The organism is Burkholderia sp. AW49-1 (assembly GCF_053427845.1).
Genome location: NZ_JBSAXF010000043.1, coordinates 14,293 through 39,858, shown reverse-complemented (window position 1 = coordinate 39,858; position 25,566 = coordinate 14,293). Strand labels below are relative to the sequence as shown.

Sequence of the window (25,566 nt, the reverse complement as noted above, 5' to 3'; positions counted from 1 at the left end):
AATCATTCCGGTGAGGAAGCCACAAAATATGTGGGCTGCAGAAGATTGTTTGGTTGTCCTCCGCTCCACCAACGGAATTCGAAGGGCTCGGTCGCCAGACCGAGCCCTTTTTGTTTTTCGTGTGCCCGCTCCGCCGCCGTCATCCACGTCCGAAACTCGGCCGCTTCGGATCGTACGTCCACCCCGGAATCAGATACCGCATCGCCATCGCATCGTCGCGCGCCGTGCCGCCGACTTGCCCGTACAGCGCATGAGCCGCCTCGACCTGCGCCATGTCGAGTTCGATCCCGAGCCCAGGGCGCTCGGGCACGGCCACTTGGCCGCCGACGATCTCGAGCGGCTCGCGCGTGAGCCGCGCGTCGCCTTCCTGCCAGATCCAGTGCGTGTCGATCGCGGTGATCGTGCCGGGCGCCGCCGCGGCCGCATGCGTGAACATCGCCAGCGACACGTCGAAGTGATTGTTCGAGTGCGAACCCCACGTGAGCCCCCAGTCGCGGCACAGTTGCGCGAGCCGCACCGAACCCTGCATCGTCCAGAAGTGCGGATCGGCGAGCGGAATGTCGACCGCCTGCAGCCGCACCGCGTGATCCATCTGCCGCCAGTCCGTCGCGATCATGTTGGTCGCGGTCGGGATGCAGGTCGCGCGGCGGAATTCGGCCATCACCTCGCGGCCCGAGTAGCCGGCTTCCTGCCCGCACGGGTCCTCCGCATATGCGAGCAGATGACCTTGCCCGCGGCATAGCGCGACGGCTTCGTCGAGCGACCACGCGCCGTTCGGGTCGAGCGTCGCGCGCGCGTCGGGAAAGCGCGCCTTGATGGCCGCGATCGCTTCCATCTCGTCCGCGCCGGCCATCACGCCGCCCTTCAGCTTGAAATCGACGAAGCCGTAGCGCTCGACGGCGGCCTCGGCCTGCTGGGCGATCGCAGCCGGCGTGAGCGCGGCTTCGTTGCGCAGCCGGAACCACGGGTCGGCCGCGTGCGTCTCGTCGCGATACGGCAGGTCGGTGCGGCGCCGCTCGCCGATGTAGAACAGGTACGCGAGCATCGGCACCGCGTCGCGCTGCTGGCCTTCGCCGAGCAGCGCCGCGACGGGCACGTCGAGATGCTGGCCGAGCAGGTCCAGCAGCGCGGCCTCGATCGCGGTGATCACGTTGTCGAACCGCAGGTTGATCTCGTGCGGCTGGCGCAGCACGGCGGCCTCGCCGGCCGACGTCACCTCGTGCCGGATCGTGCGGCCTGCCACCGCACCGGTGCCTGACAGCGCCGCGCGCACCGCATTGAGCGTCGCCTGGTAACGCCCGATCGACTGGCCGACGACGAGATCGGTCATCCGTTCGAGCGCCTGGCGGATGCCTTCGCCGCCGGGCACTTCGCCGACGCCCGTGTGGCCGCTGCTGTCGTCGAGGATCACGAGGTTGCGCGTGAAATACGGCGCGTGCGCGCCGCACAGGTTCAGCAGCATGCTGTCGCGGCCGGCGACGGGGATCACCTGCATGCGCGTGACGCGCGGGGTGCCGGCACGGCGGGATTCGGACATCGGTTCGCTCCTGATTCCGGTCATGCGCGGCGCGCCGGTCGCGCCGGCGCGGTCCGCGCCATTCAGTTCAGCTCGACGCGGCGAATTTCGCCGACGACGAACAGGTAGCAGATCACGGCGACGAGCGCGTGCGCGACGACGTACACCAGCGCGCCGTTGAACGAGCCGCTGCGGTCGACGATGTAGCCGATCGCGATCGGCGTCGTGATGCTGGAAAGATTGCCGCACGTGTTGAGCAGCGCGCCGCTCAGGCCGGCGATCTGGCGCGGCGCGGTATCGGCGTTGACGGCCCAGCCGAGCGCGCCGAGCCCCTTGCCGAAGAACGACAGCGCCATGAACAGCACGACGAGCACGTGCGAATCGGTGTAGTTGCAGACGATCATCGACATCGACAGCAGCATGCCGATCACGATCGGCACCTTGCGCGCGACCGACAGCGACTGGCCCTGCTTGAGCAGCGCATCGGACACGATGCCGCCGAGAATCCCGCCGAGGAACCCGCACACGGCCGGGATCGACGCGACGAGCCCCGCGTTGAGGATCGACATCCCGCGCGCCTGCACGAGATAGACGGGGAACCACGTGATGAAGAAGTAGGTGAGGGCGTTGATGCAATACTGCGCGACGTACACGCCGACGAGCATCCGGTTCCTCAGCAGCGCCTTCACGTGACGCATCGACGGACCGCCGTCGCGCGCGCCGGTCGCCTGGTCGATGTTGACGAGCGCACCGCCTTCGGTGAGGTAGTCGAGCTCCGCGCCGTTGATGCGCGGGTGTACCTTCGGGTCGTACATCGTGCGGTTCCACACCAGCACGAACGCGAAGCCGAGCACGCCCATCACCGCGAACACCGACTGCCAGCCGTACGCGTGCACGAGCCAGCCCATCAGCGGCGCGAACACGACGGTCGCCGCGTATTGCGCGGCGTTGAAGATCGCCGACGCGGTGCCGCGCTCCGCGGCCGGGAACCACGTGGACACGATCCGGCTGTTGGCCGGGAACGACGGCGCCTCGGCCGCGCCGACCATGAAGCGCAGTCCGAACAGCAGCGCGAACGCGGCCGCGCCGCCGAAGAAGCCGATGCCGCCCTGAAGCAGCGTGAACAGCGACCAGAAGAAGATGCTGAACGCATAGACGATGCGCGACCCGAAGCGGTCGAGCAGCCAGCCGCCCGGCAGTTGCGCGATCACGTACGACCAGCCGAAGGCCGAGAAGATGAAGCCCATCTGCACATGGCTCAGGTGCATCGCGCGGGCAAGCGCCGGGCCCGCGATCGCGATCGCCGCGCGATCCGCGTAGTTGATCGTCGTGACCGCGAACAGCACGGTCAGCACGAGCCAGCGCACGCGGGTGCGCCGGGCCGTTGCCGACGCGGACGCCGGCAATGCGTGAAGCGGATTCATGACTGTCTCCTCCGAAGGGCGGAAGGTGCCGTCGTGCGGCTGCGCGTCGGTGCGCGCGTTTTTTCGGGGTGTCTTGCCGGCCGGAGGCCGGACGCCGATGCCCGGAGGCGAGGCGTCCGGATCATTCTGTCATGGCGAAAATCGCGCTTTCATGCCAATTGCTGACTTGATCGATTCAGGAATTGGATCGATCCGTGGCGTCGACACGTTTATTTTTACCCGGGTGATATTGACAGCCAATTTATACCCGGATAAAAATGGCGTCATTCCGATTTTTGCCCATGGGCGACCACGATGACTCTCTCCATGCTTCTCCCTTCCTACACGGCGTTCGACGGCCACCGGCGCGTCGCATCGGGCCCGCTCGCGACGGTGGCGGTGGCGGTCCGGCAGGCGGCTGGCGACGCGATGTCCGGATCGATCGTGATCTTCGACGACGCGACCGGTCGCTCGATCGACCTCGACCTGCGCGGCACGGCGGACGATATCCGTGCGCGTTACGCGGCAGTGCCGGGCGAGGCATCCGCGCCCGCCGGCGAGCCTGCCGGCGCGGCCGAACAACGCGGCCGCGGTCGCCCGAAGCTCGGCGTCGTCTCGCGCGAGGTCACGTTGCTGCCGCGTCACTGGGACTGGCTCGCCGCGCAGCCGGGCGGCGCGTCCGTCGCGCTGCGCAAACTGGTCGAGGACGCGCGACGCACGCACGCGGCGGCCGACCGGCGCCGCGACGCGCAGACGCGCGCGTACCACTTCATGTCCGCGATCGCGGGCGACCTGCCGGGATTCGAGGAGGCCGCGCGTGCGCTGTATGCGAACGACCTCGAGCGGATGGCCGAGCTGATCGCCGGCTGGCCCGACGACGTGCGCGGCCATGCGCTCGCGCTGGCGCACGGCGATCTGCCGCCGTCGACCGAAGACTGCTGACGGAGCACACGACGCGATGACGACGTTCGATCTGAACCATGGCGCGATCGCGCCGGTCGCCGACGAAGTCGACCTCGTCGACCTGCGCGTGACCGGCACGATCCCGCCCGATCTCGACGGCACGCTGCTGCGCAACGGCCCGAATCCGCCGGCTGGCCGTTTCGAGGGCAACGACGTGCTGTCGTGGTGGCCGGAAGCGGCGATGCTGCACGCGATCGCATTCGAACGCGGTCGCGCGGCCGGCTACCGGAACCGCTGGGCGCGCACGCGCCGCTGGGCCGACGTGCACGCGCCGGAGCAGGCGCCGCACCTGCCCGACACGAATCCGAACGTGAACGTGCTGCAGCATGCGGGCGAATTGCTCGCGCTGGCGGAAGGCGGCGCGCCGCTCGCGATCACGGCCGCGCTCGACACGCTCGGTGCGCCCGCGCGCCATGCGGCGTTCGGCGGCGCGATGACCGCGCATCCGAAGGTCGATCCGGTGACGGGCGAACTGATCCTGTTTCGCGCGGACTGGCGCGCGCCGTGGCTGCGCTATGGCGTTGCCGACGCGCAGGGCGTGCAGCGCGTCGACCTCGCCGTCGACGTGCGCGCGCCGTCGATGATGCACGACCTCGCGATCACCGAAACCCGCAGCCTGCTGCTCGACCTGAACGTCGGCTACGACTTCGCGATGCTGAAGCAGGGGCACCGGATGCCGCTGCGCTGGCACGACGACCGCGACGCGCGGATCGGCGTGATGCCGCGCCACGGCGGCGACGTGCGCTGGTTCGGCATCGAGCCGTGCTTCATCCAGCACGTCGTGAACGCGTACGACTGCGATGCGTCGTGCATCGTGCTCGATGCGGTGCGCTATCCGTGGTTCCTGCGGCTCGACGCGCGCACGGGCCGCTTCGCCGACGACCCGGTCGGCGAGCTGTGGCGTTACGTGATCGATACGGCGAACGGGCTGATCGACGAGGGGCCGCTGGCCGACGGCGGCATCGAGCTACCGCGCATCAACGAAAGCCGGACGGGGCGCCGCTACCGTTACCTGTATGCCGTCGAGCAGCCGAACAACGCCGAAATGCGCGGCGTGATGCGCTTCGACCATGTGCGTGGCACGACGACGCGTTACGCGGTGCCGGCCGGCGACCAGAACGGCGAGCCGGTGTTCGTGCCGCGCCCGGGCGGCGCCGACGAGGACGACGGCTGGTTGCTGGTGGTGGTCTACCGCGCGGCGACGGATACGAGCGACGTCGTGATTCTCGATGCGCGCGCGATCGACGCGGCGCCGATCGCGACGGTGCACCTGCCGCGCCGCGTGCCGGCCGGGTTCCACGGCGCGTGGGTGCCGCGCGAACGTCGGGCGTGAGCGGCCGCGCGCGTCACTGCGCGCGCAATGCGTCGACGATGTTCAGCCGCGCGGCGCGCATCGCCGGCAGCAACCCGCCGACGAGCCCCATCACCAGCGAGAACAGCAGTGTCTTCACGACGATCGTGGGCGTCAGCACGAAGCGGAACGACAGGTCGGAGAAGGTCTGGAAGTTGGTCGTCGAGAACGACGCGAACTCCATCAGCGATGCGCACGCGAGCCCCGCGACGCCGCCGACGAAGCCGAGCAGCAGCGCCTCCAGCAGGAATGCGGCGAGCACGTTCATGCGCTTGAAGCCGAGCGCGCGCAGCGTGCCGATCTCGGCGGTGCGGTTCGCGACCGACGCATACATCGTGATCATCGCGCCGATCATCGCGGCGATCGAGAAGATCGTCGACAGCGTGATGCCGAGGATGTTGATGAAGGTCGACAGCGCCTTCGACTGGTCGCCGTAAAACGTCTGCTCGCGTTTCGCTTCATCCGTCAGGCGCGGGTCGACGTCGATGTCGGCCTTGAAGCGCGCGAAGCCGTCGGCGCTCGGGATGCGCAGCACCATCGACGAATAGCTGGTGCGCCGGAACGACTGCATCAGCTGGTCGACGTCGCCCCAGATCTCCGAATCGAAGCCGCTGCCGCCCGCGTCGAAGATGCCGACGACGGTCCAGTCGCGCTGCGCGAAATGCAGGCTGTCGCCGAGCTGCGTGCCGCTGAAGCCTTTCGCGATCGCGCTGCCGACGACGATCTCCGACGAGCCCGGCGCGAACGCGCGGCCGGCCACGAGCTTCACGCGCGGGCGCAGCGCGAGGCCGGCCGGCGACACGCCGCGGATCACGACGTTCGACGGTTTGCCGCTCGACGTCTTCACGAGCGAGATCAGCACGACGGCTTCCTTCGACACCCGCGGCCGGCCATCGGGGCCGAGCGCCACGGCCGGATGCATCTCGAGCGCGTTGGCCTGCTGGTGGTCGATCGCGCTCTGAATCTCGGTTTCCGCGCCCTTGCGGATCACCACGACGTTGTCCGGTTCGCCGGTCGACACGAGCGTCTGCGTGAGCCCCGCGTCGAGCATCTGCACCGTCGCGAACACGAAGATCACCAGCGCCATCCCGCCCGCGGTGAGCGCGGTGGTGAGCCGGCGGGTCCACAGGTTGCGGGCGATGTAGGTGAGCGGAATCGCCATGCGCTCATCCGATCGCCCGCAGGCCTTCGACCACGCGCACGCGCGCCGCCTGCCACGCCGGCACGAGCGCGGCCGCGAGGCCGACCGCGACCGAGCACGCGGCCTGCAGCACCATCGTTTCGGCCGACACCTTGAATACCGGGAAGATGCCGCCCGCGGCCTGCTTGAAGAGGCTCGCGGCCGGCGGTGTCGCGAGCATCGCGAGCCCGCCGCCGACCACCGCGATCACGACCGATTCGCCGAACACGATCAACGCGAGGAAGCCGGGGCCGAAGCCGAGCGCCTTCAGCGTCGCGTATTCGGCGGTGCGTTCGCGCGCGCTCATCGCCATCGCGTTCGCCATCACGGCCATGATGATCAGGATCACCACGTACGACACGACGCGAATCGCCGCGATGATCTGGTTCGACATCGCGACGAAGCCGAGCTGGAACGCCTGCTCGGTCTCGGTCAGCGTTTCGGCGAGCGAGTTCTTGAACACCGCGTCGACGTTGCGCGCGATCGCGGCGCCGTCGTCCGGGTTCGCGACGCCGAGCACGAACACGCCGACCTGGTCGGCCTGCTTCGGCGTGCGCTTGCGCACCGTCTCGTTCAGGTAATCCCAGTGAAACACCAGCTGGCGCGTGATCGTCGAGTCGTCGCGGCCGTCGAGAATGCCGCGCACGACGAAGTCCCACGTGCCCGGATAGATCGTGCCTTTCAGCGGAATCACGTCGCCGACCTTGAAGCCGAACTGCGTCGCGAGCTGGCGCCCGACGAGGCAGCCGCGGCGGTCGCGGTCGTAGTCGGCGCGCTGCTGCGCCGGGAGGATGAATTCCGGATACAGGTCGAGGTAGTTCTCCGACACCGCGAAGCTCGCGAAGAAGTTCTTCGGGTCGCGGTAGATGCCGCCGAACCAGTTCGAGCGGACCACGGCGGTCACGCCGTCGACGCCGCGGATCCGGTTCTCGTAGCTGACCGGCAACGGAAACACGAGCGAGATCGCGTTGCGCGTGACGAGCCGGCCGCTGGATGCGGCGGCCGCGCCCGCGTACCACGCGTCGACGACGGTGTGCAGCAGCCCGAACGCCAGCACCGCGATGGTCAGCCCGAGCACGGTCAGCAGCGTGCGCAGCCGGTGCCGCAGCGCATTGCGCGCGATCAGCTTCAGCACGTACATCGTGCGCGCTCCCGTCCGTCAGACGGCGTGCCCATCGATCAGCTCCCCTTTTTCCAGATGCACGAGCGAGCGCGCGGCGGCGGCCGCGTGCGCATCGTGGGTCACCATGATGATCGTCTTGCCCAGCTCGGCGTTCATCCGCTGCAGCATCGCGAGCACGTCGGTGGCCGATGCGCGGTCGAGGTCGCCCGTCGGCTCGTCGGCGACGATCAGCACCGGATCGGTGATCAACGCGCGCGCGATCGCGACGCGCTGCTGCTGGCCGCCCGACAGCTCGGACGGGTAATGGGCCGCCCGGTCGCCGAGGTGCACCATGTCGAGCACCAGCTCGACGCGCTCGCGCCGTTCGCGGCGCGACAGATGGGTGAGCATCAGCGGCAGCTCGACGTTCTCGAACGCGGTGAGCACGGGCATCAGGTTGTAGAACTGGAAGATGAAGCCGACGTTCGCCGCGCGCCATTCGGCCAGTTGCGCTTCCTCGAGCCGCGAGATGTCGAGGCCGCCCACGCGCAGCTCGCCGCTGTCGGGCCGGTCGATGCCGGCGACGAGATTGAGCAGCGTGCTCTTGCCGGAACCCGACGGCCCCATCAGCGCGACGAAGTCGCCTTCGCCGATGTCGAGCGTGATGTCGGTCAGCACCGGCACGACCTGGTTGCCGCGCCGGTACGACTTCGCGACGTGGCTGATCTCGACGAGCGGCGGCGCGGCGTCGTTCACGCGCGCCATGCTACTTCTTCGCGACGGTCACTTTCGCGCCGTCCTTCAGTTTCGCGCCCGGCGCGAGCACGACCGTATCGCCGGGCTTCACGCCGCGGATCGCGACGAGTTCGCCGATCCGCGAGCCCTTGGTCACCGCCGCCGCATGCACGGTGTCGTCCTTCACGACGAACACGACCGGCCGGCCGTCGCGCTCGACCACCGCGCTTGCCTGCACGGCCGTCACCGGCTGCCGGTCCTGCGGCGACGCGGGCTTCGACAGGAACGCGATCTTCGCGCTCATGTCGGGCAGCACGCGCTCGTCGCGGTCGACGAAACGCACCTTCACGAGCACCGTTGCCTTCGAGCGGTCGACGGTCGGCACGATGCGCGACACGCGGCCCGCGAAGCGCATGTCGGGCAGCGCGTCGAGCTGGATCTCGCACGGCTGCTCCGCGCGGATCTTCGCGATGTTCGATTCGGCGACGTCGGCCTCGACCTCGAGCGTGTCCATGTCGGCGATCGTCACGACCGCGCCCTTGCTGTCCGACGCGGACGAGAACGGCGTGATGTTGTCGCCGACGTTCGCGTGTTTTGCCAGCACGATGCCGTCGAATGGCGCGCGGATGACCGTCTGATCGACCGCGACCTGCGCGGCCTGCGCATTCGCTTCGGCGGACGCGATCGCGGCCTCGTCGCTGTCGACCGACGCGCGCGCCTTGTTCACGCGTGCCGTGTCGATGTCGAGCTGCGCGGCCGGCACCGCGCCCTTCGGCGCGAGCGCGGCGGTGCGGCGCAGCGCGATCTCCGCGTCCTTCAGCTCCGCCTGAGCGACGCCGAGGTTGGCGCGGGAGACTTGCGCCTGCGCGCGTGCCTGTGCCAGCGACGCCTGCACGTCGCGGCTTTCGAGCCGCGCGATGATCTCGTCCTTCTTCACGCGCGTGCCTTCGAGCACGCCGAGCCATTCGACGCGCCCCTGGCCCTTCGACGCGACCGCGGCCTTGCGTTGCGGCACGACGTAGCCGGTCGCGTTGAGCTGGGTATCGTTCTGATACGGATAGGCGGACGTGACGGCGGTCGTGTCGACCGTCGGGCGGCCGGTGAGCACCAGCGCGACGACGATCGCGACGATGACGAGCGCGGCGGCGACCGCATAGCGGACCCACCGGCGCCGGCGTGGCGCGGTTGCGACAGCACGCCGGTCGATTTTCAGTTTGTCCAGATTGTAATCGGGCAATTTGGGCGCCTCGCGACGGCGGCGGCCTTGTGACCGGCCGCGTCCGGTTGGGACGGAAGGAGGCCAGTATAGCGTCGCCGCGGCGGGCGCGAGAGACGGTTTGTCGGACGATTGATGCACGTCCCGCAGCGCGTCGCGCGAGCTCGAAAACGGCGCCTCCGGGGAAACCCGAAGGAGGCAAGCCGCATGTCAACTCGTCGCGCGGGCAATGCGTTATGGAGCCAGTGCATCAGTATTTGTCGAGGCGGAAAGGCAGGAGCCGACCCGCCCGGCGGCGACCGGCAGTCCGGCGCGACTGATGTTCCGATGCGGATGCCTCGCATCTCTTACCGGTACGTTTGACTTTTTCTCCGCTAAAGGAAGAACAATGAAGAAGACGCTCGCTTCGATCATGACCGCAGCATTCGCTCTCGCATCGGTTTCGGCATTCGCACAGGCGTCGGCGCCGGCAGCCGACACGTCGGCCGCCGCATCGGCACCGGCCAAGAAGGATCACAGCAAGCCGAAGCACCAGCTGAAGCACCACGGTTCGGCAAAGGGCAAGGCGAAGGCCGCAGCCGCTTCGGCCGCCGGCACGAACGACTCGGGCGCAGCAAACTGAGCGCGCTTCGCCGGGGCTGGCGCTGCCGGCCATCCGTCGCGAAACCCCGCACGCTTCGGCATGCGGGGTTTTGTTTTTTTCAGGCGTCCGCCACGTCCGGAACGTCGAGGGCACCGGGCGGCGGCGCACGCATCGCGTCGACCACCGCGTGCATGCGCCGCCAGTGCGATCCTTCCCAGAACACTCGCCGGCACACGTCGCACGCCGCAAAGCGCCGGTGCCGCTGCGTGACGCCGGCCGGCACGCGCGGCGCGGCGTCCGCCGCATCGAGCGCGTGCAGCGGCGCGTTGCAGCGCAGGCACAGCCGGAACGGCCGCATGTGCGGCGCGAGGTCGAGCCGCGCGAACAGCTCGCGCAACTGCGCGTCCGGCTGCTGCGCGTGCAGATAGCAGCCGCGTATGACCGCGCGGCGTTTCAGCAGCTCGCGATCGCGAGTCAGCACGATCCGGCCTTCGCGCGAGGCGAGCGCGACGAGTTCGTCGTCGCGGTAGTGGTTGTCGTAGCAGGTGTCGAAGCCGGCGAGGCGCAGCAGCTGCGCAAGGCCGCCGAGGTGCGCGTCGGCGACGAAGCGCCAGCGGTCCGGTTGTGGCAGCGGGGATGCGGCCGACGGCTGCGCGCGCTCCGGATGGATGTCGACGCGGTCGCCGTCGCCGAGCGGCCGGTCGAGGGCGGACGGTGCGCCGTTCACGCAGAGCCGGCCGATTTCCGTATGCGGGACGCCGAGCGCCTCGATCGCATGCTTGACCGTCGCGTCGCGGGCAAACGCGTGCGCGAACGCGCGCTCGCGCTGGGTGCGAGCGAGAAACGCGTTCAGCTCGCCGTGGAAGCGGAAGGTCGCGGTCGCCATCCGCGCAGTATCGCACCGCGCACCGCGCGCCGCCCGTCGCCGGGGCTGCAGGTCACCGCCATCTGTGTTTAACTCCACGCTTCACGAGTCGAAGGAGCGGGGAAATGGATCTCGGATTTATCGGGCTGGGCGAAATGGGGCAGGGGATCGCGACGAACCTGCTGAAGGCGGGGCATGCCGTGCGAGTCTGGAACCGATCGCGCGAGCGTGCCGAGCCGCTCGCCGCGCTCGGCGCGCAGATCGTCGCGACGCCGGCCGATGCGTTTCGCGGCGATGCCGTGTTCTCGATGCTTGCCGACGATGCCGCGGCGCGCGAAGTATTCGACGACGCACTGCTCGCGCAGGCGCCGCGCGGCCTGATTCACGTGAACATGGCCACGGTGTCGGTCGCGCTCGCCGAGTCGCTCGCCCACGCGCATGCGTCGCGCGGCCTCGCGTACGTCGCCGCGCCCGTGATGGGGCGCCCGGACGTCGCGGCCGCGGCCCGCCTGACGATCATGGCCGGCGGCCCGGCCGAGGCGATCGACCGCGTGCAGCCGCTGTTCGACGCGATCGGCCAGAAGACCTGGCGCTTCGGCTCGCTGCCGCAGCATGCGAACGTCGCGAAGATCGCGGCGAATTTCACGCTCGCGTCGGCGATCGAGACGCTCGGCGAGGCGTCCGCGCTGCTCGGCGCGCACGGCGTCGCGATGCGCGATTTCCTCGACGTGATCACGAACAGCGTGTTTCCGGGGCCGGTCTACGCAGGCTACGGCGGGATGATCGCCGAGCGCAGCTACGAACCGGCGCGCTTCAAGGCGCGCCTCGGGCTGAAGGACGTGCGCCTCGCGCTGCAGGCCGGCGACGCCGTTTCCGTCCCGCTGCCGGTGGCGAGCGTCGTGCGCGACAGCCTGCTCGATGCGCTCGCGCACGGCGGCGGCGAACAGGACTTCGCGGTGCTCGGCGAAGTCGCGCTGCGCCGCGCGGGCCGCTGAGCCGGCGCGGGACAGACACGCCGCGCGCGCGGCATAATCGACAGTTCGTTTCTCTTTCGGTCGGGGTGGGCATGAACCTGCATACTTGGTGGCTTTTCGTGGCGACGGTGTTCGTCGTGTCGGCGATTCCGGGTCCGAACATGCTGCTCGTGATGACGCACGGTGCGCGGCACGGGCTGCGGCGTTCGGCGTGGACGATGGCCGGCTGTCTCACCGCGCTGGTGCTGATGCTGTCGGTGTCGGCGGCAGGCCTCGGCGCCGTGCTCGAGGCATGGCCGGCGATGTTCAACACGTTGCGCTTTGCAGGCGCGGCCTACCTGATCTATCTCGGCGTGAAGGCGTGGCGCGCGCGCGTCGACGACGAGCAGCCCGCGACCGACGTCGAAACCGTGTCGCGCCAGGTCGCGTCGGCATCGCGCTGGGCGCTGTTCCGCAACGGTTTCCTGGTTGCGGGCAGCAATCCGAAGGCGATCCTGTTCGCGGCCGCGCTGCTGCCGCAGTTCATCAACGCATCCGAGCCGACGCTGCCGCAGTTCGGCATCCTCGTCGTCACGTTCGCGGTGATCGAGGTCAGCTGGTATCTCGTCTACGCATCGTTCGGCACGCGCATCGGCGCGACGCTGAAGAGCCAGAGCGTCGCGAAGGTCTTCAACCGGCTGACGGGCGGCCTATTCGTCGGCTTCGGCGCGATGATGGCGCTGGTTCGTCACTGAATTCCGCCCGCGCGGTCCGCCGGACGCCCCGCACCTCGTCAGAGGGCGGGGCGTTTTCCTGTCCGGGCCGCATCACGCTCGCGGCCACGCGGCGGCGCCGGCCCGGCGGCCGACCGACAGGCCGAATGCCGCGGCCGCGCCCGCGAACGCGAAGGCGACGCCGCACACGGCGCTCCACCCGCCCCACGCCCATGCGCTGCCCGCGAGCGCCGCGCCGAGCGCCCCGCCGACGAAGAACAACCCGACGAACAGCCCGTTCAGACGTCCGCGCGCGGCCGGATTCAGCAAGTTGATTTCCCGGCGGCCGATCGTCTGATCGACGATTACGCCCGCGTCGAGCAGCGCCGCGCCGCCGGCCAGCAGCGCCAGCGCGAGCCCGCGGTGCGCGTGCGCACCGAAGCCGAACCAGCCGGCGCCCGCGATGCCGAGCACGGTAAGCGCGGCGAGCATCGTCACGTGTGCGATACGCTGCGCGGCCGGGCCGCGGCCACGATCGCCGGCGCGGCCGGCCAGCGGCGTGACGATCGCACCGCTCGCACCGGCGAACGCGAACAGCGCGATTCCGTGCAGGTCGAGGCCGAATGGCGGCTGCGCGAGCCGCAGCCCGACGGCGGTCCAGAACGCGCTGAACGCGGCCATCGCGAGCGCGGCCGACAACGCATGTCGGCGCAGCACGGGTTCGTCGGCCAGCAGGCGGCCCATCGACGCGAGCAGCGCGCGATAGCCGACCGTCATCGGCGGCACGCGCGGCGGCAGGCGCAGCGCGAGCACCGCCGCGATCGCCGCGTTCGCGAGCGCGGCCAGCGCATAGAACGCGCGCCAGCCGGCCGTGCCCGCGATCAGGCTGGCGAGCGGCCGCGACAGCAGGATGCCGAGCATCAATCCGCTCATCACGTTGCCGACCGCTCGCCCGCGCTGCGCTTCGGGCGCCATCGACGCGGCCATCGGCACCAGCATCTGGATCACACTCGACGCGGCGCCCGCGGCCAGCGTCGCGAGCAGGAAGACGGTGCCGGAACGCGTGAACGCCGGCAGCGCGAGCGCGGCCGCGCACGCAACGAGCGTCGCGACGATCAGACGGCGGTTCTCGAGCAGGTCGACGAGCGGCACCAGCAGCACGAGGCCCGCTGCGTAGCCGAGCTGCGGCAGCATCGCGACGAGGCCCGTGAGGCCGGGTGGCAGCCGCAGGTCGGCGCTGATCGGGCCGGTCAACGGCTGTGCGGCGAACAGGTCCATCACGATCACGCCGACCGTCGCGGCGAAGAAGAGCGTCATGCCCGCGCTGAGCGCGGGCGGTGCGCCGCGCGCGGGGTGGCCGGCGGGCGAGCAGGAATCGGCAGGGCAGTTCATCGGAAACCTGGGGTCTTGAGCGAAGGAATCCCCATCGTAGGTGCCTGATGTTTATGCGACAATTGAAATATGTCTAACATGATTATGCGAGTTTGCTTTGAATACGCGTGATCTCCAGGCGTTCGTCGCGGTGGTCGACAGCGGGTCGATGGTCGCCGCCGCCGCGAAGCTCCATCTGACGCAGCCGGGCCTCACGCGACGCGTGCAGAACCTCGAAACGCTGCTGGGCATGCCGCTGCTCGAGCGGCAGAGCAAGCCGCTGAAGCCGACTGCCGCCGGGCGCGACGTCTATGCGCTCGCGCGCAACGTGCTGAGCGCGATCGACGAATTGATGGCGGCCGGCGCGCCCGACAGCGAGCCGTCCGGCGAACTGCGCATCGGCGTGCCGCCGTTCCTGTCCGAGCTGGCGCTCGAGCGGCCGATCGACCGGCTGCGCGACACGTTTCCGCGGCTGACGCTGCGCGTGACGGCCGGCTGGTCGCCGGCGCTGGTGCAGGGCATCGAGCGCGGCACGCTCGACGTGGCGACGGTCATGGTGCCGGCCAGCGCGGCGCTACCCGACACGCTGACGGCCACGCTGCTCGGCACGCAGCCGACCGTGCTCGTCGCCGCACGCGACTTCCCGCTGCCCGACGGCCCGCTGTCGCTCGACGTGCTGTCGGGTTTTCCGTGGGTGCTGAGCCAGGACGGTTGCGGGATGCGATCGGCGCTGAGCCGTGCGCTCGGCGCGGCCGGGCTGCCGTTCGACGTCGCGGTCGAGGCGTTCGGTTCGGAGTTGCAGCTGTCGCTCGTGGCGCGCGGCGCGGGCATCGGGATCGCGTCGCCGAATGCGCTGGCGCGCAGTGCGCATCGCGATGCACTGAGGGTAGTGGAAACGGCGGGGCTGGAGACGCGGATCAACGTCTGGATCGTGCACGGCGCGCTGCCGGGCCGCCTGACGCGGCCGGTCGCGCTGCTGCGCGATGCGCTGGGCGAGGTGCTCGACCGGGAGAACGAGAAGGGGTCAGGTGCGAACTAGCGCGCTAGAGTGCGCATTCGAGGGAAAATCCTGATTTTCTCTACGGAAATGTTGCAATGCAGAAATCGATTCGCTATAGTTACACCTGTCTCCTCCATGTCTCCTCTGATATGGATTCAGCCCGCCTCTTAGGCGGGCTTTTTTTTGCCCGCGTTTTTTGCACGGGCCCTCCGTTCGTCCTCTGTCCGTCCTCCGTCGCCGGCGTCAGAACTTGTAGGTCATCCCGACGTAGCTGATGATCGGGTCGGCCTTCAGGTCCGATTTCGACTCGGCGAGCACCGTGCCGTCGGCCGCCTTGATCGTCACCGTTGACGTCGTCTTCAGCGGGATATACGTCACCGACGCCACCAGCCCGAAATGCTCCGTCATGTTGTACTGCAGGCCCGCGTTGAACACCGGCTGCCATGACGACGACGCCTTCGCTTCCACCGATGTCGTACCCGGCTTGCCCGCGCCCGCCGCGAGGATCGCGCCGAGGTTGTCCTGCGTCTGCTTGATGAAGTTCGTGTTGAGCTGCAGGTCGCTGAACCAGTTGTACGACACGCCGAGGCCGAGGAACGGCCGGAATTTCGCGTTCGCCGCTCCGAAGTAGTACTGCAGGATCGCCGCCGGGCTCCACTGCCGCACGCTCTTCACGATCGGATTGACCGAGGCCAGCCCGATGTTCTGCGTGCCGAGCGCGCCGGCAGGGCCGGGCGGCTTGATCGTGCCCTGGCCCGACACCTTGAACACCGGTGGCACGCCGGCCACCGACGTGACCGCGATGTGGTCGGTCAGGAAGTGGCTGACCGTCAGGCCGACCGTATCGGCGCCGCTCGTACGCAGCCCGGTGCCCGGCGACGTGAACGACGGCGGCAGCCGCAGCGGCGTGTTGATCGGCGTCGGCGCGACGTTGGTCGTCATCGGCGTGCTGCTTTGCTGCGGCATCACGTGGAACCAGCCCAGCGTGACGACGTTGCTGCCGGCGCTCTGCGCGTGCGCCGCGAGCGGCGCCAGCGCGGCGGCGCCGGCCGCCGCGCAAAGAAGGGTCTTCTTCATCACGGCTGCCTCCGCTTACTGGACGAACGCGCCGATCGTGAAATACGGCGTCGAACCCGCGTTGTCGAGGAAACCGAACACGCCACCCGTGAAGATGAACTTGCCGGTCGGCGACGTGCTGCCCGAACCCGTGTGGATCGTCGTGACCGTGCCCGGCACCTTCTGCGTGTAGTCCAGGTCGAGCGCGGTCGCGAGCGATGCCTGCGACGGCTGGAACGGATCGAGCAGCGTGGCCTGCTTGTCGATCAGCGCGGTGGTCCGGTAGTCGAACTGGCTGTCGACGCCGATGTATTCGCCGTTCTGCGAGCCGGCGGCGATCGCGGTCTGCGGCGAGAGGATCGAGATGCTCGATTCGTCGTCGGCGGTCAGGCCCGGCACGCCGTTGCTGTCGGGCGTCGGGTTCGGGTTCGCGACGCCCGTGCGCACGAGGATCGGCACCAGCTGGTTGCGCAGCTTGCCGACGATCATGAAGCCCTTGCCCTGCGGCGTCGCCGACAGCGTCGGCTTCAGCTGGCTCTGGTAGTTGTTGCTCTGGAACGCGCCGCTGCCGTCGGCCGACTGCACGAAGTTCGTGCCCTGCTGCATGCACGCGCCGCCGGCGAACTGGCCGGTCGTGTCGCACTTGGTCCACGTGCCGTCCGCGTTGATCGTCACCTTCGCGTCGATCGACGCCGGCGCGAATTTCTGCGACGGCACTTCGCCGAAGCCGATGTGGCTGTACGTGCCCGCGACCTTCGTGATGTCGGTTTCGATCGACGAGAAGCCGATGAACGGGTAGTACGGGAATTTCGTGTCGGGCACCGCGGCCTGGCCGAGCACGCCGTCGAACTGGATCTCCTTGCCGGGAATCGTGCCGCCCGCGACGCCGAAGCCGACGAAGATGCGCGCCGGGCGCGATGCGTCGAGGCTCGCGCCATTCAGGCGGAATGCGCACTGGTTCAGCTTGTTGGTCGGCAGCAGCGTTTCCTGCGTGAGCGTGCCGGTGTCGACGGTGCCCGCGCGGGTCGGCGTGACGGTGCCGGTCTTTTGCGGAACCGCCGATTCGACGTAGGTGACCTGCCAGGTCATCTTGGTCGTATCGAGCTGGACCTTGGCCAGTTCGCCGCTGCCCGCGCCGCCGGTAAACACGGTGCTGTAGTCGAGCGTCGCGGGGCAGAGCCGGTCTTCGACGAGCGGGGGCGGATTGTCGCTGCCGCCGCCGCATGCGGAAAGAAGGGGGGCGGCAAGGGCCGCCGCCAGAACGAGGTTGCGCTTCATGTTGCTCCTCCAGATTTGTCTTGTCAGGCGGCCGGCTCCCTGTCGACCGCTTCTGTTGCTTGTGCTCGTGCTGCCTGCGCCGTGCCGGGCGCCGTCGTTTCGTGCCTTCCCTGCATCCCGCGGCGGCGCACCGGCCGCCGCCGCGCCCCCGATCGTTACTTGCTGATCTGTGCGCCCACGCCGAAGTACGGTGTCGACGACGTGCTCGAGTTCGCCGACGTCGACGTGACGCCGCCGTTCACCGTGCCCTGGATGAGCGCCGCGTACAGGCCGCCCGTCGCGATCACCACGCCCGATGCGGACGGGTAGGTCGCGCCGCTCGCCGGCGTCGTCTTCGTGTTGAGCAGGCCCGGCGTTCCCTGGCCGTAGTCGAGCGTGAAGGCGTCTTCCTCTGCCTGCGTGGTCGGGTTGATGAACGACGCGTTGCTGCCGCGGATCAGTGCTGCCGTGTACTTGAAGTTCGAATCCGCACCCGCGTAGCCGCCGTCGATCGCGCCCGACTGGATCGCGGTCGCCGCGCCGAGCACCGCGATGCCCGATTCGTCGTCGACCTGCGCGTCGGCATGCAGCGGCGGCGTGCCGAGGTTCACGTTGCCCGTGCGCACGACCACCGGCACGGTCGCGCCGTTGAGCTGGCCGATCACCATGTGCGCGGTGGCCGACTTGCCGGTCGCGCCGATCAGCGGCAGCTGCGTCTGCGGCAGGATCTGCGGCGCCTTCGCGCTGTTGAGGTAGCCGCCGCTCGCGTTCACCGTCCACGGATCGCCGGTCGTCTGGCAGCCGCCGGCATTCGTCGACGTGCATGCGCCGTTCGCGTCGAACGTTTCGCTCGAATTCGTGCCCTTCGTCGCGTAGTTGCTCGACGGCACGAGGTGGTAGATCAGCGCGTTGTACGTGCCCGGCAGCTTCGTGAGGTCGGTCGTCGTGTTCGCGAAGCCCAGGAACGGATAGAAGTCGAAGTGGCGGTTCGGCACCTGGCCGACGTTCTGGATCACGCCCGGGACGATCGTCAGCCCGTCGTACTGAACCGTCGCGCCGGGGATGCCGCCGCCCGCGACGCCCATCCCGACCAGCAGCATCGGCGGGTTCGCCTGGTTGAAGTCGGCGGCCGTCGAATAGGTCGAGCCGTTCGGTGCCGTGCCCGAACCCGGCGTGAGCACGAATGCGCAGCGCGTCTGCTCCGCGGTCGGCAGCGTGCCGGTCGGCGGGTGAACGACCTTGCCGGTGATCGTGGTGCCTGCGCGGCTCGGCGTGACCGTGCCGGTCGCGAGCGGAATCGGCGATTCGAGCCACTTGAGCGTGTACGTCATCGCGACCGCGTCGATGTTGACGCTGACGATCTCGCCGCTACCGGCGCCGCCGAGGTACGTGCTCTTCACGATGTCGGCGTTGGCCGGGCACAGCGCACCGTTTATGGGCTGCGAGGGCGGCGGCCCTTGCGTGCCGCAGCTCGATCCGGAACATTGGGGTGCTTCGATCGGCGCGGGCGAGCCGCCGTCCCCTCCACCACAGGCAATCAGGAAAGGGGCGATGGCAAAGGCCGTTGCCACCCCCTTCGATAAGGCGTGCGACATGCCGCTGTCTCCAATCGTTTAATTGTGCGAGCTAATGTCGCTGCCTGGATTTTTGCTGTCAATTGATGAACTCGTCTAAAAAAGACGATTGAAACAGCGCGTGCGAGATGAATCCTTGCAGGATCGGGATTTCAGTAAGAATTAAAACGCGTGGAGGGTGCTAGAGTGCGGCCGAAGTGGGGCGCTTGCCACGCACGGACGGCTCTTGAGACCCTCACGCGTATAACGGCAGCGTTTAAAGCGCCGGTATCCGGTTTATCCCTATTCGGGATTGACTGGAGAAAATGGGGGTAATTAATCAACCGGTAATCGCGCAATGGAAAGCTTGTAAATATTTGTAAATACGCGAGCCGGGTTTTATTGATTGCCTGATACGGGAAAATAAAAAGCCGGCCAGCGGCCGGCTTTGCATCGCATGCAAGCGGAATCAGCGCTTGAGGCCTGCATCCTCGGCGGCGCCGATGTTGAGGTTCATGCACTGGATCGCGGCGCCCGATGCGCCCTTGCCCAGGTTGTCGAGGCGCGCGACCGTGACGAAGCGCTCTTCGTTGCCGAACACGAACAGGTCGACGCGGTTCGTGTCGTTGTTCGCCTGCACGTCGAAGAAGCCGCTGTCGAGGTTCGCATCCGCGTTGAACGGCGCGACGCGCACGAACGGCTCGTCCGCATAGTACTCGGCGAACACGCGCTGCACGTCCTGCGGCGTCGCGCGCTTCGCGAGCTGTTCGGGCGAGAAGTAGGTCGTCACGGCAAGGCCCTTCAGGAACGGGCCGACGATCGGCGTGAAGATCGGCGCGTGCGCGAGGCCCGTGTGCGCGGCCATTTCCGGCAGGTGCTTGTGCGCCAGCGCGAGCGCGTACGGACGCGGGCTCGCGAGCTTGCCGCCCGGCGCCGCGTTTTCGTACTCGGCGATCATCGACTTGCCGCCGCCGCTGTAGCCGGTGATCGAGTAGCTGTGCGCGGCGAAGGTCGGCGCGACGATGCCGGCATCCACGAGCGGACGCATCGCGAGCACGAACGCCGAGGCATGGCAGCCCGGCACGGCGATGCGCTTCGACGTGCGAATCTTCTCGCGCTGCGCGCGCGTCAGTTCCGGCAGGCCGTATGCCCAGTCGGCGTTCGTGCGGAACGCAGTGCTCGCGTCGATCAGCGTCGTGTTCGGGTTCTCGACCAGCGATGCCGATTCGCGCGACGCAACGTCCGGCAGGCACAGGAACGTGACGTCCGATGCGTTGATCAGGCGGCGGCGCTCGTCGACGTCCTTGCGCTTCGCTTCATCGATGCGCAGGATCTCGATGTCGTTGCGCGCCGACAGGTATTCGAAGATCTTGAGGCCGGTCGTACCTTCCTGGCCGTCGACAAAAACTTTGGTGCTCATTTCGTTCTCGCTGAATGAAACGGGAGCCGCGGCGCCCTGAAACCGCCATTTTAAGACCTCATCCCGCGGGCCTGCACCGCACGGGGCGAAAAAAAGACGGCCCGGGGGCCGTCTCGTGTCCCTCTTGCGCGCCTGCGCCGCGTGGCCGCGTCACCGGCGGCGCGAGCGGGCGCGCGTGCCGCCGCGTTCAGCGGCCGCCGGCCAGCCAGCGGGCGGTCGCCTCCGCGACGCGCCGGCCGAACGCCTTCGCGGTCTCGAGGTCGCCTGGCAGCGGGCCCTCGTCGGGTGTCGCGTCCGCCGGCGACTGCGCGAGCAGGCCAGTGAAGCCGCCGACGTAGTTGATGTCGTTGCGGGTGGCCGCCTTCGAGTTGGCCGGCATCATGCCCGTGCCGACCCACACCATCCCATGTTGCATCGCCAGCGTGACGAAATACTGAATCGTCGAGAACTTGTCGCCGTTCATCGTGGCGGAGTTCGTGAAGCCCGCGGCGATCTTGTCCTTCCACTTCTGCGTGAACCAGGGTTTCGACGTGGCATCGGCGAACTGCTTGAACTGCGCGGACGGGCCGCCCATGTAGGTCGGCGCGCCGAAGACGATCGCGTCTGCCGCGTCGAGCGCGGCCCAGCCCGCGTCGTCGAGTTCGCCGACGGCGATCAGGCGTGCGGTGGCGCCGGCGTCCTGCGCGCCTGCGTGGACGGCTTCGGCCAGTTTCTGCGTGTGACCGTAGCCGCTGTGATAGACGATGACGATGTTCGACATGAAGCGTTCTCCGGAAGGGGGCGAAACGGCGGGCGCCGCGGCCTGCCGCGTCACGCGCCGCGGTTGGGCGGCGCGACGGATGCGCGGCGGGATGCCGCGACCGGTGCCGCCGAGTCTAGCAAGCCGAAATGACGGGAGAAAAGCACGCACGCGGCGTGGGGAAATTCGCGGGCGCGGGCGATCGAGGCGGGATGCACGCGCAACGGGGCAGGCGGCGCGTGAGCGATCACTGTCCGTAAGTGACGGTGAGCCGCGCGGTGCCGATCGTCAGCGTGCCGATCTCGTGCTCGAACATCGGTGCGGGGCGCCCTTGCGCGACACGCAGGTCCGTGCCCTTCAGCGCATAGACGGTGATCACGTAGCGGTGCGGCTTGCCGGGCGGCGGGCACGGGCCGCCGTAGCCGTCGATCCCGAAGTCGTTGCGCGCCTCGGTCGCGCCGATGCGGCGCAGGAAGCCCGACGCGCTCGCGTCGGCCGGCAGGCTCGTGACGCTCGCCGGGATGCCGGCTACGGCCCAGTGCCACCAGCCGTGCCCCGGCGCATCGGGATCGAAGATCGTGATCGCATAGCCGTGCGTACCGGGGGGCGGGTTGCGCCAGCTGAGTTGCGGCGAACGGTTGTCACCCTTGCAGTCGCCGCGGTCGAACACGTTCGCGGCGCCGACGCGCCCGCCGGGCGCCAGGTCATGGCTCGACACGGTGAACGGGCCTTCCGCCCGCACGGGCAGGACGGCGAACGCGACGCACGCGGCGGCGCAGGGAAGGGCGGCGATGAACGGCGAAGGACGACCCGGGGACGCAGGCGAAGTGATCCGGCGATCCACACGCATATGGCGCTTCTCCCGTCACGTGGGCCGGGCCGATGGTCCCGGCATTGTTGGCGTTGTGCGTTGCCCGCGCAGCTGATGGCGACGATGGATCAAGTCTAGCATTAGGGTTCGATGAGCGATGCATGCCGCGGCCCGCGATTCGGGCCGGCCTGAATCGTATCGGTGGACGAAAAAAAACCGCTCGCGATCAGGCGAGCGGCTTTTTCGGCCAGGGTGCCGGCTGCGTGCCGGCCCGGCATTACTCCTTCGGGGCCGTCGCGCCGCCGTGCGCGGCCGACCACTCGGCCGGCGCGTGCAGGAACTTCTCGACTTCGTCGAGCGTCTTGGTCTCGAAGTAGCCCGACGCCTTTGCGACGCGCAGCACGTCCCACCAGGTCGCCAGCGCGTGCAGGTCGACGTCGATGTCCTTCAGGACCGACACGCTTTCCTTGAAGATGTTGTAGTGGAACAGCACGAAGCAGTGGTTCACCGTCGCGCCCGCGGTGCGCAGCGCATTGACGAAGTTGATCTTGCTGCGGCTGTCGGTCGTCAGGTCTTCCACGAGCAGCACGCGCGAGCCCTCTTCCAGATGACCCTCGATCTGCGCGTTGCGGCCGAAACCCTTCGGCTTCTTGCGAACGTACTGCATCGGCACCATCATCCGATCCGCGAGCCATGCCGCGAACGGAATGCCGGCCGTCTCGCCGCCCGCCACCGAGTCGATCTGCTCGAAGCCGACGTCGCGCATGATCGTCGTTTCAGCCATTTCCATCAGCGCACGACGCACGCGCGGATACGAGATCAGCTTGCGGCAGTCGATATAGACGGGGCTTGCCCAGCCGGACGTGAAGATGAACGGTTTTTCGGCATTGAAGTGCACCGCCTGCACTTCGAGCAGGATTTTGGCGGTCGTATCCGAGATCGACTGACGATCGTAGCCTGTCATGGGCATTCCTTGGGTGATGAGCGAAGAGCGGGCGCGGGCCCGGTGGCGCAGCAAGGGGAACCTGCCCGAGGGGCCGGGGTGCGATCGGCGGGCCGACCGCATCGCTGCGCGCGTAGCCCGCTATTTTACCCGATCCAGGCCGGTTTTCGGCGGAATTCCCGCAGGTCCGGCGTGCGGCTCACCACCGGCGAAACAAACGGGGCGCGATCGCACGGTGCTGATGCGAAGGATGTGGCGCCGCACCAACGGACGGCATTTAGGGGGTGTACACTAGGCGACCCTTAGAAATCGTTCAGTACTTTGTACTTTCCTCTTGCCACCCGCCAAGGTTCGATGGCGTGCCGACCCGGCGCGCTGCGTGCCGTCTCGCAGTCGACCACCCCTTCGATTCAAGCAGACGCGGCCCAAGGTGCTGTGTACTGAACCGTCAAAATTTCGCATGTCTCTCGCAGGTCAATCATGGACGAACAACTGAAGCAGGCCGCTCTCGCTTATCACCTGAACCCGAAACCCGGCAAGATTTCGGTCACCCCGACCAAGCCGCTGTCGAACCAGCTCGATCTGTCGCTCGCGTATTCGCCGGGCGTCGCCGCCGCGTGCGAGGCGATCCACGCCGATCCGCTCGACGCGCAGAAGTACACGTCGCGCGGCAACCTCGTCGGCGTCATCACGAACGGCACGGCCGTGCTTGGCCTCGGCAACATCGGCCCGCTGGCCGCGAAGCCGGTGATGGAAGGCAAGGGCTGCCTGTTCAAGAAGTTCGCGGGCATCGACGTGTTCGACATCGAACTGTCGGAATCCGACCCCGACAAGCTCGTCGAGGCGATCGCGATGCTCGAGCCGACGCTCGGCGGCATCAACCTCGAGGACATCAAGGCGCCGGAATGCTTCTACATCGAGCAGAAGCTGCGCGAGCGCATGAAGATCCCGGTCTTCCACGACGACCAGCACGGCACCGCGATCATCGCGTCGGCCGCGATCCTGAACGGCCTGAAGGTGGTGGGCAAGAAGTTGTCCGAAGTGAAGCTCGTGTGCTCGGGCGCGGGCGCGGCGGCGATCGCGTGTCTGGACCTGCTGGTGAACCTCGGCCTCACGAAGTCGAACATCCTCGTCGCCGATTCGAAGGGCGTGATTTACGAAGGGCGCGGCAACCTCGACCCGTCGAAGCAGCGCTATGCGGCGATCACCGACGCGCGCACGCTCGCCGATGCGATCGTCGGCGCGGACGTGTTCCTCGGCTGCTCGAGCGCGGGCGTGCTGAAGCAGGACATGGTCAAGACGATGGGCGACCGCCCGCTGATCCTGGCGCTCGCGAACCCGGAACCGGAAATCCGCCCGGAAGACGCGAAGGCCGTGCGCCCGGACGCGATCGTCGCGACCGGCCGTTCGGACTACCCGAACCAGGTCAACAACGTGCTGTGCTTCCCGTTCATCTTCCGCGGCGCGCTCGACGTCGGCGCGACGACGATCACGGAAGAAATGAAGCTCGCGTGCGTGCGCGCGATCGCCGAGCTGGCCGAGGAAACCGACCAGAGCGAGGAAGTCGCGAAGGCATATGAAGGCCACTCGCTTGAGTTCGGGCCGGAATACCTGATTCCGAAGCCGTTCGATCCGCGCCTGATCATCAAGATCGCGCCGGCCGTCGCGCAAGCCGCGATGGATTCGGGCGTCGCCACGCGTCCGATCCAGGACATGGATGCATACCGCGAGCAGCTCGGCGCGACCGTCTACCGCACCGGCATGGTGATGCGCCCGGTGTTCGCGACCGCGAAGAAGAAGCAGGCGCGCATCGTGTTCGCCGAGGGCGAGGACGAGCGCGTGCTGCGCGCCGCGCAGTTCGTGCTGCAGGAAAAGATCGCGAAGCCGATCATCGTCGGCCGTCCGTCGGTCGTCGAGATGCGCCTCGCGAAGATCGGCTCGAAGCTGAAGGCCGGCGTCGATTTCGAGATCGTGAATCCGGAAGACGACACGCGCTACCACCGCTACTGGCAGGCGTACCACGAGATCGGCGCGCGTGACGGCGTCACGCCGGAAGTCGCGAAGGCCGCGCTGCGCAAGTTCAACACGCTGATCGGCGCGATGCTCGTGCATCTGGGCGATGCGGACGGGATGATCTGCGGGATGATCGACACGTACCACACGCACCTGAAGTTCATCGAGCAGGTGCTGGGCCGTGCGAAGGGTGCCGAGCACTTCGCGGCGATGAACCTGCTGATGCTGCCGGGCCGCAACCTGTTCCTGTGCGACACGTACGTGAACGAACTGCCGAGCGCCGAACAGCTCGCCGACATGACGATCCAGGCGGCCGCCGAGATCGAGCGCTTCGGCATCGTGCCGAAGGCCGCGCTGCTGTCCAACTCGAACTTCGGCAGCGCGCCGTCGGCGTCGTCGCGCCGCATGGCCGAAGCCCGCAAGCTGATCAGCGAGCGTGCGCCGAACCTCGAGGTCGACGGTGAAATGCACGGCGACGCGGCGCTGTCGGAAGCGGTCCGCAAGGCCGCATTCCCGGGCACGACGCTGTCGGGCGAAGCGAACCTGCTGATCATGCCGAACGTCGAAGCGGCGAATATCGCGTACAACCTGCTGAAGATGGTCGGCGGCGAAGGCGTGACGGTCGGCCCGCTCCTGCTCGGCGCGGCGAAGCCGGTCCACATCCTGACGCCGGCCGCGACCGTGCGCCGGATCATCAACATGACGGCAGTGGCCGCCGCGAACGCGAACACGAAGTAAGTCCGCACCCGCATGTGCCGCGCATCGCGCGCGGCGCAATGAAAAACGCCACGGAACCTGCGTTCCGTGGCGTTTTTTTATGAAC

Annotated in this window: 23 protein-coding genes; 8 read left to right on the top strand and 15 right to left on the bottom strand. The window is 68.3% G+C overall.

The features are described 5' to 3' along the window. Positions 1 to 139: 139 nt before the first annotated feature. Together ACV22W_RS31585 and ACV22W_RS31580 are read right to left on the bottom strand one after the other, a co-directional pair. Positions 140 to 1,537, bottom strand: a complete 1,398-nt coding sequence (locus ACV22W_RS31585) for an enolase C-terminal domain-like protein (protein WP_448023356.1) — start codon at positions 1,535 to 1,537, stop codon at positions 140 to 142. 62 nt (positions 1,538 to 1,599) lie between these two features. Beyond that, a complete protein-coding gene (locus tag ACV22W_RS31580; protein WP_448023354.1) occupies positions 1,600 to 2,940 on the bottom strand; it encodes an MFS transporter in 1,341 nt (446 codons plus the stop codon). On the opposite strand from ACV22W_RS31580, the gene ACV22W_RS31575 reads away from it, so the two are divergent. The 3 genes from ACV22W_RS31575 to ACV22W_RS31565 are packed head-to-tail and all read left to right on the top strand — an operon-like array spanning position 2,939 to position 5,215. Continuing rightward, the gene (locus ACV22W_RS31575; RefSeq protein WP_448023353.1) at positions 2,939 to 3,238 is read left to right on the top strand and encodes a hypothetical protein; all 300 of its coding nucleotides are present in this window, start codon (positions 2,939 to 2,941) and stop codon (positions 3,236 to 3,238) included. The genes ACV22W_RS31580 and ACV22W_RS31575 overlap by 2 nt on opposite strands. Next, positions 3,235 to 3,861 carry a DUF2239 family protein gene (locus ACV22W_RS31570; protein ID WP_448023351.1) on the top strand — a complete coding sequence of 209 codons (627 nt, stop codon included), beginning with the start codon at positions 3,235 to 3,237 and terminating at the stop codon, positions 3,859 to 3,861. Before ACV22W_RS31575 ends, ACV22W_RS31570 begins: the two co-directional genes overlap by 4 nt. 16 nt (positions 3,862 to 3,877) lie before the next feature. Beyond that, positions 3,878 to 5,215, top strand: a complete 1,338-nt coding sequence (locus ACV22W_RS31565) for a carotenoid oxygenase family protein (protein ID WP_448023349.1) — start codon at positions 3,878 to 3,880, stop codon at positions 5,213 to 5,215. 13 nt (positions 5,216 to 5,228) lie between these two features. Here ACV22W_RS31565 and ACV22W_RS31560 read toward each other — a convergent pair whose 3' ends face one another. The 4 genes from ACV22W_RS31560 to ACV22W_RS31545 are packed head-to-tail and all read right to left on the bottom strand — an operon-like array spanning position 5,229 to position 9,487. Further along, entirely contained in the window at positions 5,229 to 6,395 is a 1,167-nt protein-coding gene (locus ACV22W_RS31560) for an ABC transporter permease (RefSeq protein WP_448023347.1), read from the bottom strand. 4 nt (positions 6,396 to 6,399) lie between these two features. Next, entirely contained in the window at positions 6,400 to 7,554 is a 1,155-nt protein-coding gene (locus tag ACV22W_RS31555) for an ABC transporter permease (protein ID WP_059533413.1), read from the bottom strand. 18 nt (positions 7,555 to 7,572) lie between these two features. Then, positions 7,573 to 8,271, bottom strand: a complete 699-nt coding sequence (locus tag ACV22W_RS31550; RefSeq protein ID WP_448023359.1) for an ABC transporter ATP-binding protein — start codon at positions 8,269 to 8,271, stop codon at positions 7,573 to 7,575. Positions 8,272 to 8,281: 10 nt separating this feature from the next. Next, positions 8,282 to 9,487, bottom strand: a complete 1,206-nt coding sequence (locus ACV22W_RS31545; protein ID WP_448023345.1) for an efflux RND transporter periplasmic adaptor subunit — start codon at positions 9,485 to 9,487, stop codon at positions 8,282 to 8,284. Between the two features lie 367 nt (positions 9,488 to 9,854). Here ACV22W_RS31545 and ACV22W_RS31540 point away from each other — a divergent pair, with 367 nt between their 5' ends. After that, entirely contained in the window at positions 9,855 to 10,088 is a 234-nt protein-coding gene (locus ACV22W_RS31540) for a hypothetical protein (RefSeq protein ID WP_448023344.1), read from the top strand. A gap of 79 nt (positions 10,089 to 10,167) precedes the next feature. Here ACV22W_RS31540 and ACV22W_RS31535 read toward each other — a convergent pair whose 3' ends face one another. After that, entirely contained in the window at positions 10,168 to 10,935 is a 768-nt protein-coding gene (locus tag ACV22W_RS31535; RefSeq protein WP_448023342.1) for a Mut7-C RNAse domain-containing protein, read from the bottom strand. A 62-nt stretch (positions 10,936 to 10,997) separates the two neighbouring features. Between ACV22W_RS31535 and ACV22W_RS31530 the strand changes: the two genes are divergently transcribed. Both ACV22W_RS31530 and ACV22W_RS31525 read left to right on the top strand, forming a co-directional pair. Continuing rightward, positions 10,998 to 11,909, top strand: coding sequence for an NAD(P)-dependent oxidoreductase (locus tag ACV22W_RS31530; protein WP_448023357.1), 912 nt, complete (start codon positions 10,998 to 11,000; stop codon positions 11,907 to 11,909). Positions 11,910 to 11,980: 71 nt separating this feature from the next. Next, positions 11,981 to 12,622 (top strand): LysE family translocator, encoded by a 642-nt coding sequence (locus tag ACV22W_RS31525; protein ID WP_448023340.1) that lies wholly within the window; start codon positions 11,981 to 11,983, stop codon positions 12,620 to 12,622. A 72-nt stretch (positions 12,623 to 12,694) separates the two neighbouring features. On the opposite strand, the gene ACV22W_RS31520 is transcribed toward ACV22W_RS31525, so the two are convergent. After that, positions 12,695 to 13,972, bottom strand: a complete 1,278-nt coding sequence (locus tag ACV22W_RS31520; protein WP_448023338.1) for an MFS transporter — start codon at positions 13,970 to 13,972, stop codon at positions 12,695 to 12,697. Positions 13,973 to 14,069: 97 nt separating this feature from the next. On the opposite strand from ACV22W_RS31520, the gene ACV22W_RS31515 reads away from it, so the two are divergent. After that, a complete protein-coding gene (locus ACV22W_RS31515; protein ID WP_448023336.1) occupies positions 14,070 to 14,990 on the top strand; it encodes a LysR family transcriptional regulator in 921 nt (306 codons plus the stop codon). Positions 14,991 to 15,194: 204 nt separating this feature from the next. On the opposite strand, the gene ACV22W_RS31510 is transcribed toward ACV22W_RS31515, so the two are convergent. The 7 genes from ACV22W_RS31510 to ACV22W_RS31480 form a co-directional block, all read right to left on the bottom strand. Continuing rightward, positions 15,195 to 16,028, bottom strand: coding sequence for an OmpW/AlkL family protein (locus tag ACV22W_RS31510; protein WP_059533397.1), 834 nt, complete (start codon positions 16,026 to 16,028; stop codon positions 15,195 to 15,197). A gap of 15 nt (positions 16,029 to 16,043) precedes the next feature. Next, complete coding sequence (locus ACV22W_RS31505; RefSeq protein WP_448023334.1) at positions 16,044 to 17,285, bottom strand: DUF2957 domain-containing protein; 1,242 nt, start codon at positions 17,283 to 17,285, stop codon at positions 16,044 to 16,046. Between the two features lie 155 nt (positions 17,286 to 17,440). Further along, positions 17,441 to 18,859, bottom strand: coding sequence for a DUF2957 domain-containing protein (locus tag ACV22W_RS31500; protein WP_448023332.1), 1,419 nt, complete (start codon positions 18,857 to 18,859; stop codon positions 17,441 to 17,443). Positions 18,860 to 19,286: 427 nt separating this feature from the next. Continuing rightward, positions 19,287 to 20,237 (bottom strand): N-acetyl-gamma-glutamyl-phosphate reductase, encoded by a 951-nt coding sequence (argC, locus tag ACV22W_RS31495; RefSeq protein WP_059682880.1) that lies wholly within the window; start codon positions 20,235 to 20,237, stop codon positions 19,287 to 19,289. Positions 20,238 to 20,424: 187 nt separating this feature from the next. Continuing rightward, positions 20,425 to 20,997, bottom strand: coding sequence for a flavodoxin family protein (locus ACV22W_RS31490; protein WP_448023330.1), 573 nt, complete (start codon positions 20,995 to 20,997; stop codon positions 20,425 to 20,427). 226 nt (positions 20,998 to 21,223) lie between these two features. Then, positions 21,224 to 21,826 (bottom strand): YbhB/YbcL family Raf kinase inhibitor-like protein, encoded by a 603-nt coding sequence (locus ACV22W_RS31485; RefSeq protein WP_448023329.1) that lies wholly within the window; start codon positions 21,824 to 21,826, stop codon positions 21,224 to 21,226. 238 nt (positions 21,827 to 22,064) lie between these two features. Then, positions 22,065 to 22,751 carry an orotate phosphoribosyltransferase gene (locus ACV22W_RS31480; RefSeq protein WP_006752465.1) on the bottom strand — a complete coding sequence of 229 codons (687 nt, stop codon included), beginning with the start codon at positions 22,749 to 22,751 and terminating at the stop codon, positions 22,065 to 22,067. Between the two features lie 459 nt (positions 22,752 to 23,210). On the opposite strand from ACV22W_RS31480, the gene ACV22W_RS31475 reads away from it, so the two are divergent. Beyond that, on the top strand, positions 23,211 to 25,481 hold the full coding sequence (locus ACV22W_RS31475) for an NADP-dependent malic enzyme (protein ID WP_448023327.1): 2,271 nt from the start codon (positions 23,211 to 23,213) through the stop codon (positions 25,479 to 25,481). Positions 25,482 to 25,566 lie beyond the last annotated feature (85 nt).